Annotated in this window: 10 protein-coding genes; 2 read left to right on the top strand and 8 right to left on the bottom strand. The window is 37.7% G+C overall.

The window, feature by feature from the left end:
* Positions 1-33: 33 nt before the first annotated feature.
* From bcd to V7124_RS05610, 3 genes are all read right to left on the bottom strand, one after another.
* On the bottom strand, positions 34-1,128 hold the full coding sequence (gene bcd / locus V7124_RS05600; RefSeq protein ID WP_335486948.1) for a branched-chain amino acid dehydrogenase: 1,095 nt from the start codon (positions 1,126-1,128) through the stop codon (positions 34-36).
* A gap of 36 nt (positions 1,129-1,164) precedes the next feature.
* Positions 1,165-2,073 carry a phosphate butyryltransferase gene (yqiS, locus tag V7124_RS05605; protein ID WP_335418322.1) on the bottom strand — a complete coding sequence of 303 codons (909 nt, stop codon included), beginning with the start codon at positions 2,071-2,073 and terminating at the stop codon, positions 1,165-1,167.
* A gap of 132 nt (positions 2,074-2,205) precedes the next feature.
* The gene (locus V7124_RS05610) at positions 2,206-4,281 is read right to left on the bottom strand and encodes a sigma-54-dependent Fis family transcriptional regulator (RefSeq protein ID WP_335486951.1); all 2,076 of its coding nucleotides are present in this window, start codon (positions 4,279-4,281) and stop codon (positions 2,206-2,208) included.
* 374 nt (positions 4,282-4,655) lie between these two features.
* On the opposite strand from V7124_RS05610, the gene V7124_RS05615 reads away from it, so the two are divergent.
* Complete coding sequence (locus tag V7124_RS05615) at positions 4,656-4,892, top strand: DUF2627 domain-containing protein (protein WP_335418315.1); 237 nt, start codon at positions 4,656-4,658, stop codon at positions 4,890-4,892.
* Positions 4,893-4,901: 9 nt separating this feature from the next.
* Here V7124_RS05615 and V7124_RS05620 read toward each other — a convergent pair whose 3' ends face one another.
* The gene (locus tag V7124_RS05620; RefSeq protein WP_335486954.1) at positions 4,902-5,630 is read right to left on the bottom strand and encodes a glycerophosphodiester phosphodiesterase; all 729 of its coding nucleotides are present in this window, start codon (positions 5,628-5,630) and stop codon (positions 4,902-4,904) included.
* Positions 5,631-5,673: 43 nt separating this feature from the next.
* Between V7124_RS05620 and V7124_RS05625 the strand changes: the two genes are divergently transcribed.
* Positions 5,674-5,811, top strand: a complete 138-nt coding sequence (locus V7124_RS05625; RefSeq protein WP_335418309.1) for a YycC family protein — start codon at positions 5,674-5,676, stop codon at positions 5,809-5,811.
* 57 nt (positions 5,812-5,868) lie between these two features.
* Here the strand turns inward: V7124_RS05625 and spo0A are convergent, their stop codons facing one another.
* The 4 genes from spo0A to ahrC all read right to left on the bottom strand — a co-directional run bounded on the left by spo0A (position 5,869) and on the right by ahrC (position 10,493).
* Entirely contained in the window at positions 5,869-6,660 is a 792-nt protein-coding gene (gene spo0A / locus V7124_RS05630; protein WP_335418304.1) for a sporulation transcription factor Spo0A, read from the bottom strand.
* Between the two features lie 263 nt (positions 6,661-6,923).
* The gene (gene spoIVB / locus V7124_RS05635; RefSeq protein WP_420490509.1) at positions 6,924-8,222 is read right to left on the bottom strand and encodes a SpoIVB peptidase; all 1,299 of its coding nucleotides are present in this window, start codon (positions 8,220-8,222) and stop codon (positions 6,924-6,926) included.
* Between the two features lie 105 nt (positions 8,223-8,327).
* Positions 8,328-10,028 (bottom strand): DNA repair protein RecN, encoded by a 1,701-nt coding sequence (gene recN, locus V7124_RS05640; protein ID WP_335486960.1) that lies wholly within the window; start codon positions 10,026-10,028, stop codon positions 8,328-8,330.
* Positions 10,029-10,043: 15 nt separating this feature from the next.
* Positions 10,044-10,493, bottom strand: a complete 450-nt coding sequence (gene ahrC / locus V7124_RS05645) for a transcriptional regulator AhrC/ArgR (protein WP_090758326.1) — start codon at positions 10,491-10,493, stop codon at positions 10,044-10,046.
* Positions 10,494-10,651 lie beyond the last annotated feature (158 nt).

Below are 10,651 nucleotides of genomic sequence, written 5' to 3' on the forward strand. Positions count from 1 at the left end.
CTTCAGCGCTTTCCCCTTACTTTATAATAGATCTTAGCGACGACTTAAAATATGGTGGCCATTTTGCAAGAATTGGCTGCGTGAATTGCGCATTTTTTCAATTCTTTCTTCAGCCATTCTATCAGCTGCAACATAGGTTGGAATCCCATCACGCTTTGAAATGGCAATTACCTTTTCGATACTTGCGTAAATTTGATCAACCTTTTTCATTGCACGATCATGGTTATAACCATAAAGCTCATCTGCGACGTTGATTACTCCACCAGCGTTGATGACATAATCAGGAGCATAAACAATACCCATTTCATGGATCATATCACCGTGACGAGTATCTTTTAATTGGTTATTTGCAGAACCAGCGATAACTTTAGCTTTAAGCTGCGGAATAGTATCATCATTAATGGTTGCACCAAGTGCACAAGGAGCATAAATATCACATTCAACACCATAGATTTCATTTGGGTCTACCGCACGAGCCCCGAAATCCTCCACTGCGCGCGCGACAGCTTCCTTATTAATATCTGTAACAATTAATTGTGCACCCTCTTCATGCAAGTATTGACAAAGAGTGTAGGCAACATTCCCAACTCCTTGAATTGCAATCACTTTTCCTTCTAAAGAATCAGAACCGAAAGCTTCTTTTGCAGCTGCTTTCATTCCTACATACACACCATAAGCAGTGACAGGTGAAGGATTTCCAGATGAGCCGAATGCTGGTGAAATACCAGTAACATAGCTTGTTTCTTCATGAATTAAGTCCATATCAGCAACAGTTGTTCCAACATCCTCTGCTGTAATATATCTACCATTTAATCCTTGAATATAGCGACCAAAAGCACGGAACAATTCTTCGCTCTTATCTTTGCGAGGGTCACCAATAATAACTGTTTTACCACCGCCAAGATTCAAACCAGCTGCAGCGTTTTTATAGGTCATTCCTTTTGCCAAACGTAATGCATCGACGATTGCAGCTTCCTCAGATTCATATGTCCACATACGAGTTCCGCCTAATGCAGGACCCAATGTTGTATCATGTATGGCAATAATTGCTTTTAATCCAGATTGTTTATCTTGGCAAAAAACAACTTGCTCGTAATCATATTGTTCTAAGTACTTGAAAATTTCCATGTGTAAATCCTCCTCTAATTTGGCAGCCATAATAGTCTATTTAGAAACAGAGCAGATGGCAAGTGCCAGTGAATATAGCTTACTTTCAGCAGAATCTGCCCTTGACGTTAATACGATTGGAGCCCTTGCACCAGCAATAACAGCCCCTACTTTCGCTTTAGCAAAATAAACTAATGACTTATATAATACGTTTCCAACCTCAATCGTGGGAACTAATAAGATATCGGCCCTTCCGGCTACTTCACTATGAATCCCTTTGTGTTCCGCAGCTAATGCAGAAACAGCAATATCTAATGCTAACGGTCCGTCAACGATACAGCCAGGAATTTGGCCTCGCTTATTCATAACGGTTAATGCAGCAGCATCAATAGTGGCCTGCATTGCCGGATTGACAACTTCTACGGCAGCAATTGGAGCTACTTTGGGATATTCTATTCCTATCGCTCTTGCCAGGGCTGCGGCATTTTTTATCATTTGAGCCTTTTGCTCCAAATCTGGAGAGATATTCATCCCAGCATCCGTTATAATCGTAAACCGGTCGTAATCAGGAACTTCAAACACCGCCACATGTGATAAAACATTTCCCGTTCTAAGACCGTATTCCTTGTTTAGGACTGCTTTTAAAAGGAGACTTGTCGAAATATTCCCTTTCATTAACACAGTTGCTTCCTTGTTAGATACAGCCCTAACTGCTAATTCTGCAGCCAACTCATTTGATTCAGCATGAACTACAGAAAGGTTTTTGTTATTTTTGTTTAGGTTTTCGCGGCTAGCATACAGTATTTTATTAATCTTTTCTTTATCACCAAATAAAATAAAATTGGCCAGACCACGATGTAATGCCTCGCTAACTGCTTCAATGACTTCTTCATCTTCTGCCACCGCAACAGCTACCGTGTTACCATCAAGTTGGGTTGCTTTGTCTATCAGTGATTCAAGCAACAAGTTGTCATCAACCCTTTCTCTCTACAACTGTAACTCCATATTAATACTATGCAATATCCGTGCCATGATAAAATTACTGAAAATGTTTTAAAACCATCCATTTTGTACGCAAAAAAATTCATACTGTGAAAATTATTGCATGCTATTGTTTTCAAGGTTGTATTTTTCTAATTTATAATAAAGATTCCTTACGGATAATCCAAGTGTTTTAGCAGTTGCGGTTTTATTGCCATTTAAGCGGTGCAGTGTTTGTGTAATAATTTCAGCTTCATATTCTTCAACCAACTGAGATAACGGTCTCCCTTGCTGAATGGACTCGTTACGGTCTGTTAGATGCGGTTCATTTCCCGGTTTTTTGGGTCTAAGTTCTGGCAGGTGATGGACATTAATTAAAGTTTCATAATAATTCATAAAGATCATTGCCCGTCCCAGAATATTTTCTAGTTCCCTAACATTCCCCGGCCAATCATAATTCATTAATTTAAGCAACGCTGTTTGGGTTACACCCTCCACACTTCTCCCGTAATCACGATTAATTTTTATAATAAGCCTTTCACATAATTCAGGAATCTCTTGTTTACGATTTCTTAGTGGAGGAATTTGAATTGGCATCCGATTTAAGCGATAGTATAAGTCTTCCCTAAAAGAACCTTTTGCAATTCCTTTTTCAAGATTCACATGTGTTGCTGCAATAACCCTTACACTAATCGGAACTGGCTTTGTCCCGCCTACTCGGATAATTTCATTTTCTTGCAGCACCCTGAGTAATTTTGCTTGAGTATTAACAGGTAGTTCGCCTATTTCATCTAGAAAGATACTTCCGTTATTCGCCTCTTCAAACAGTCCTCGCTTTCCTCCTCTTTTTGCCCCTGAAAAGGCTCCTTCATCATAACCAAATAACTCACTTTCTAGTAAAGACTCTGAGATAGCTGCACAATTAACACGAATAAATTTGTTGTATTTTCGATCACTTGCATTATGTATGGCGTGGGCAAACAATTCTTTACCTGTACCGGATTCTCCACGTAAAAGCACAGTTGCAGGAGTTTTAGCTCCTAGCTTTGCCTGCTCGATCGCAAGCAGCATCTCCTCGGAACTTCCAATAATATCCTCAAAGGTATATTTCGCTTCAAGCGTGCGAATGATTTGCCGTGCCCGGTTTAACTCGCGGTTGAGTGACTTTATTTCTGACATATCATGTATCACACCGACACTGCCTTTTAATTTCCCTTTTACAATAATCGGGGCTACATTGACAATGACTTCCCGTTTATTTGAACCTACTCGCATCGGAACCCCGCGGACTGCTCTTCTTGTTTGCAGCACCTTCATATGCATACTTTCGCCTTCTGAAATGTCAGCTGTTGCCGGATGTCCAATGACCTGTTCCTGGGTGAGCCCAGTGAGACGTGTATAGGCTGGATTTATGAGAATTCCCCTGCCGTTTTCATCGACTACGGAAATAGCATCATCACTCGAATGGATAATAGCCTGAAGCATCGTTTGTATTTCTTTTAAATCTGTAATTTCTTCAGCTAGATTAACTACTTCCGTGATATCTTTAAAAACAGCAAAGGCCCCAATTAACGTTCCATTTTCTTCGATAATAGGAATTCGTGTGGTAATAATTTTCCGGCCATTCCCCAAAATCATTTCTTGATTGGTTTCGATTCTTCTCGTTTCAAGGATTTGCGGGAGTCTACTTTCTGGTATCACTTCAACAACAAATGTTCCAATCGCTTGTTTCCGTTTAACACCTGTCATTTCTTCTGCGCGACGATTGTATAGTATCACAAAGCCTTTTGCATCTATTACAATCATCCCATCATTTGTCGCATTGAAGATTAATTCCTGCTGATAAGAAGCATTTTGGTGTTTAATAATCAATTCTTCCTTTTCCTCAAGAAGCCTCGCAAGCAGAAATGCTACACTACCAGGAATCAACACCGTTTTCTTGTCTTTAGTGCTCCTTAACTCTTGAAATACACTTTCATTTCCCGTTACTTCAATAATGATATCGATTTGGTCACTTAAATATGGCTTCCATTCCGTCCCAGTTTTTATCCCCTCTATTTGTGCTAATAGGACCCCGGGAGCATCCAAATTTCTGTCAATCACAACCTGGACATTTAGAACCTCAGTTTCATTGAGTAATTTTAGGATCGCTGAACCACCCTTACCGGCTCCAACAATCATGACATTTTGCATTTTTTCGCCCCTTTATTAAGGCTCTTTTCTTAAACTTTTTTGATTTTAGAAATTAAGACCCCTTAATGAGCTATGATTTGTTGGAAAATAGCCTTCAATTAAGAAAAGAGCTTGTAAGCTTAATTTCGAGCCAAAAAATCGTTTTTTTCGCGTTAAAATCGGCCTTAGGATTTTAACAACAATCTTTAGAAAACAGCCTTATTATAGTGAAAGCTAGAAAACTTTTTCATACCCATATAATCGAAAGCATGCAATATATTTCATTATTAATTCTATATTTTTTTTGTTACCTTGACAAATTTTATCTTTGTACTAATATTTTTCTTATAAGGATATATTCATTTGACTTACTATACAATTGGAAGGATTTATCTATGAAGCGGATTTTTGCTCTACTTATATTAGTTATTCCGGGTTTTTTAGCTGGTTATGGAATTAAATTAATGCGCGATATGACATTTGGGATCCTCCAAAGCCCAATTCCTTTCTTATGGCTGCAATTTCTTATTGGGCTCGTCCTTTTTCTTGGCGGCTTAGGCTTTGTTGCAGGATTCATTTTTTATCGTGATCGAAAAAGAAATAAAGTACAAACAAGGTTCAGTAAAAAGTAAAAGAGACCACTAAGGTCTCTTTTCATATTGTTTCCTTATTTTCAAAGCCTTTACTGGATCGTCAGTGATGAGAGCACTGCAGTTTATTTTTAACAGCTTCACAATGTCTGCATCTTTATTCACCGTGTATGGCCTAACAGCTATTCCATTTTTCAGCGAATTTTCGATTATCTCCTCTGTTATAGATGATAATTTCGGATGAATCCCTTGTGCTCGAATAGATTGTGCGTAAACCCATGGCATATAAATTCGCTCATTAAATAGTGGTGCCGTTTCGATTTCAGGTGCCATCCGATAACTTAATACTATACTGTAATGATTAAAAGAAGAGATAATAATTCTGTTGCTCAAGTCGTATTTCCGCACAAGCTGAATCACTTTTTCTTCCATACCTTCGTATGGAAATATCCCATTTTTTAGTTCAATATTACAAATTAAACGATTGGTTTGCATCCATTCTAATACCTCAACCAATGAAGGGATTAACTCTTTTTTTTCACCTTTTTTATTTGCATTAAACATGCGAATTTCTTTGAAGGTAAGGTTTTTTACATAGCCACTACCACTTGTGGTTCGGTCTACTTTTTCATCATGGATGACAACCACTTCTCCATCTTTAGTCACTTGAACATCAAGCTCTAAGCCATCTGCACCAGCCTTTTCGGCTTCAATAAAAGCACTCATGGTATTTTCAGCATAAGCCGCAGAATATCCTCTGTGAGCAAAAATTTGTGTCATTATTTCACATCCTAACTATAAAAAATGAAGGTAGGAACTTGAATTGAAACCTTTACAATTAACGCCTGAAACCGCTGTTAAGCTTGCTGAAAAATTAAATATTCCATTAGAACATCTGATGCATATGCCTCAGCATATACTTATTCAAAAATTAATGGAACTAGAAAAGGAAAATAAATAATTTAAAAAAGCCTTCATCATGGGAATGAAGGCTTTTCTAATCATACTATTGGTCCCTTCAAGAAGCCTTATGCTCTAATCGCAGTTTATCCGCAACCATCGCGATAAATTCTGAGTTTGTAGGCTTAGCCTTAGACATGCTCACTGTATACCCAAATAAAGAGGAGATAGAATCAATGTTTCCACGGCTCCAAGCAACCTCGATGGCATGACGAATAGCCCGTTCTACACGGCTGGCTGTTGTGTTATACTTTTTGGCAATATCAGGGTATAACACCTTGGTAATTGATCCAAGTAATTCAATATCATTGTAAACCATTGAAATTGCTTCGCGTAAATACAAATATCCTTTGATATGCGCAGGAACACCAATTTCATGGATAATGCTTGTAATGCTTGCATCCAAGTTTCTTGGTTTATTTTCAGTATGTGATCGATAATTTCCTGTTGGAACCTTACGGCTGACCTGGCTGGTTTTGCCACTTACTTGGCGGATATGGCTTCCTAAATTTTCCATATCAAATGGCTTCAAAATAAAATACGAAGCACCTAGCTCTACCGCTTTCTTAGTAACGTCTTCCTGCCCAAATGCAGTCAGCATAATAACATTAGGTATAGCACCTTTTTTCAGCTCTCTTAAGCGCTCTAGTACAGCTAAGCCATCGAGATGAGGCATAATAATATCCAAAACGAGTACATCTGTCTCTGTTGATTCAAGAAGGTCTAAACAATCCTGACCATTATGTGCAATGCCTACCATTTCCATATCATCTTGGGACGAAATATAGTCCTCTAATAACCCGACTAACTCACGATTGTCGTCAACGACACATACCTTAATCTTTTTCACCTTAATATCCTCCTCGAAACCAAATGGTCATATCTATTTAAAAATTACTTTTTATTCTCTTAATTCTATTCTAAATTACAAATTCGACAATGCAACTAAAATTCCTCTAGTTTTTTTTATTTTTCTTAAAATAGTGATAAAATCTTATCTTTTCTTTGTTTTCCTTTATATTTCGACTAAATTCGCATCTTTCGTGAATTACCGCCAAAGTTTGTCGAATAATCTTTATGTAAAAAAGAAAATAGGCATATTTCGCCTATTTTCTAGCTTGCTTTTTCCTGTGGTTGTTCATATATGTTAATTCCTGCTTCATTTAACATCCATTCAATGTGTACTCCATAACCCGAGGTTGGATCATTGACAAAGACATGTGTAACTGCACCAATAAGCTTACCGTCCTGAATAATTGGACTTCCGCTCATTCCTTGAACAATTCCTCCTGTTTTTTCAAGGAGTCTTGGATCAGTAACTTTGATAACCATGCCTTTTGTTGCTGGAAATTTCTGCGGGATCGTGCTGACAATTTCAATTTCAAACTCTTCAACCCTGTCATCATTTACCACTGTTAATATTTTTGCCTTCCCTTCCTTGACTTGGTGAGATAAGGCGATTGGCAGCGGTTTATCCATAATTCCATTCTTTAAGTCTTTATTCAACACCCCGAATATGCCAAATGGACTATTTTTCTGGATGTTGCCGACAATTTCTCTGTCCGAAGAAAAGCGCGCAAGCTTTTCACCTGGATCTCCGTTACTTCCTTTTTCAATAGAGGTAACTGTCGAGCGTACAATTTGACCATCTTCCACCACGATTGGCTTTTTCGTGTCCATATCTGAAATCACATGCCCTAAGGCACCATATTTTTTCGATTGTGGATGAAAAAATGTCATGGTTCCAATTCCTGCTGCTGAATCGCGAATATATAATCCAAGCTTAAAGGAGTTTTCTTCTTTGTCTTTAAGTGGAGTAAGTTTCGTCGTGAACTTACCACTTTCCCTGCTAATGATCATATCTAATGCTTTTCCACTTTGCCCTGCATCTTGTACAAAGGGTGCGACATCTGTCATTTTTTCTATTTTGTTTCCATTGATTTCTGTTATGATATCACCGATTTTAATTCCTGCTATTTCTCCAGGTGATTTTTTACCATCTTCGGTATTAACTAAATGGTGACCTACGACCAATACGCCAACCGTATTTAATTTAACACCAATGGATTGTCCACCTGGCTGGACTTTGAAATCCTTTAAGACATTAACATCGACCTTTTTTACGGGTATTCCTGCAAATTCTAACAACATTTCTTCCTTGCCTTTTTCATTCGCCTTTAATGAAACTTGATTTTGACTTTGTTCAAGCGTGATATTTGGATTGTGAGATACTAAAGAGGCTGACACCGGTACAGCCTTTTGAAAAGTATAATCTTGTCCTTCAAAGACTGTTATCGTCTTTGGTATATCAAGGTACTGCTGAAATGGCTGAAAAAATAGAACGCTGATTAATGAAACAAGGAGAATTCCACCAATGATCTTTCTAATTATTTCTAACTTCAAAATCTTCACTCTCCTCGTTTAGCGTTTCACTTCACTCTATATCGAAATGGCTACATCTATAATTTTGCCTGCATCTGCAGCATTTATAACCTAAGACAAGATAAAAAAGCTCCCCTATTTGGGAAGCTTTTCAAATTTTTTGTTTTTTGCTGCTAAAAATAACAATTCTTCTGCATGTTTTTTTGTTAAATCAGTGATTTCAGCACCTGAAATCATTCGGCCTATTTCCTTTATTTTCTCTTCGTTCGTAAGGGGAGTCACTGAAGTTTTTGTTCGGCCACCTTTGGTAACTTTTGAAATAAACAAATGAATGTCAGCCATTGCAGCCACTTGTGGTAAATGGGAAATACATAATACTTGAGAATCTACAGCTACATTATAAATTTTTTCAGCAATAGATTGTGCCACTCGGCCGCTTACACCAGTGTCCACCTCGTCAAAAATGATCGATGTAACTCCTTGGTGTTTTGAAAAAATACTCTTAAGTGCCAGCATGATTCTCGATAGCTCACCACCAGAAGCGATTTTTGATAACGGCTTTAATGGTTCCCCTGGGTTAGTCGAGATAAAATACTCAACATGATCAACACCATTTTTTGTAAAATGAGGTAATATCGATTCAAAACGAATTTCAAAGACTGTTTTCGCCATATATAGTGCCTTTAACTCATTATGTATTAATTTTGTAAGCTTTCCAGCCCATCGTTTCCGCAGTTCAGTCAATTGTTTTGCTTCGAGCGTCAGGTCCTTTTTAATTGAAACTAATTGCTTCTCTAATTGTCCTATATGTGTTTCCTTATTTTGCAGGGTTTCAATTTCTTCTTCAATTTTCGCTGCATATTCTAAAATTTCTTCAATCGTTTTCCCATATTTCCGCTTTAATTGATTAATTTCGTTTAATCTTTCTTCTATTTCATTTAATCGCTGCGGGTCATATTCTAGACCATCTAGTTCATTTCTTAACATTCGAGAAGCATCTTCTAATTGGTAATAGCTGTTCATGACAGCTTCATACGTTTCCTTATAAGTCGAATCCAAAGCAGCTGCATCTTCAAGATGTCCCATTACCATACTAACCCAATCTAGCCCCTTTTGTTCTCCTGTTAAGGCGTTATAACTCGATTGAATTGCATCAAAAACTTTTTCAAAATTCACTAGCCTTCTTTTTTCTTCAAAAAGCGTCTCATCTTCATGAAGTTTCAAATTGGCTTTTTGAATCTCATCAAATTGAAATTGAATGAGATCTAAACGATGGGCCGTTTGCTGCTCATTCTCGCTTAACGCTTTCAGCTTTTGAAAAGTTTGCTCATAGCGGCGAAACACCTCTTGATATTCTGACAGAGAAGGAGAAATTTCCTCAAACCCAAATTGGTCAAGCAATGGCAGGTGCCTGCTTTCATCCATTAAATCTTGATGTTCGTGCTGACTATGTATATCTACTAGGGTCGAACCCACTTCACGAAGAGTCGAAATGGTCACAAGCTTACCATTAATTCTACATACACTTTTACCTGACTTTGATATATCTCTTCGTAAAACAACCATTCCTTCTTCAATTTCTATCCCAAACTCAAGCGCTCTTTGGTAACAAGGATGATGCTCATCAATCATGAATAAGCCTTCAATTTCTGCTTTTTCTTCACCATGCCTGACAAATTCAGCTGACCCTCTGCCACCTACCAGTAAATGAATCGCGTCTATAATAATCGATTTCCCTGCACCGGTTTCCCCTGTTAAAACAGTTAATCCTTTGTCAAAAGAAGTAGAAAGTGCCTCTATAATCGCAAAGTTCTTAATCGATAGTTCTGATAACAAGCTACATTCCCCCCTCTAAAGCATATCAAGGAACCGATTGGTGATTATCTCTGTATCTTCTGGTGTACGACAAATAATTAATATCGTATCATCCCCACAGATGGTTCCCAAAATTTCTTCCCAATCCAGGTTATCAAGAAGAGCCCCAATAGCCATAGCATTACCTGGCAGACATTTCATTACCAGCAAATGGCCTGCTGAATCTATCCGGACAAATGCATCCATTAGTGATCTTTTTAATTTTTGCAATGGATTAAAACGTTGATCAGCTGGAAGGCTATATTTGTATCTTCCATCTAACAATGGAACTTTTACCAGATGGAGTTCTTTAATGTCTCGAGAAACTGTCGCCTGTGTCACATTAAATCCAGCACTTTTTAACTCATCTACTAATTCATCTTGTGTTTCAATATCATTACTTGTTATAATTTCTCTAATTTTTATATGACGTTGACCTTTATTCAATCAATTCACCCCATAATTATCCAGACATTTACATATTTTGTTCAAAAATGTCGCTTATACCAATATGTTAGCCCATTTTGCCAAGGATGTACAATTATAATTTTTACAAATGCTGTGTTAAACTAGGCTGTTGATTTATGCTACAGGGGCTACGCTTT

Source organism: Neobacillus niacini, from assembly GCF_036961885.1.
Lineage (GTDB): Bacteria > Bacillota > Bacilli > Bacillales > Cytobacillaceae > Neobacillus > Neobacillus niacini_H.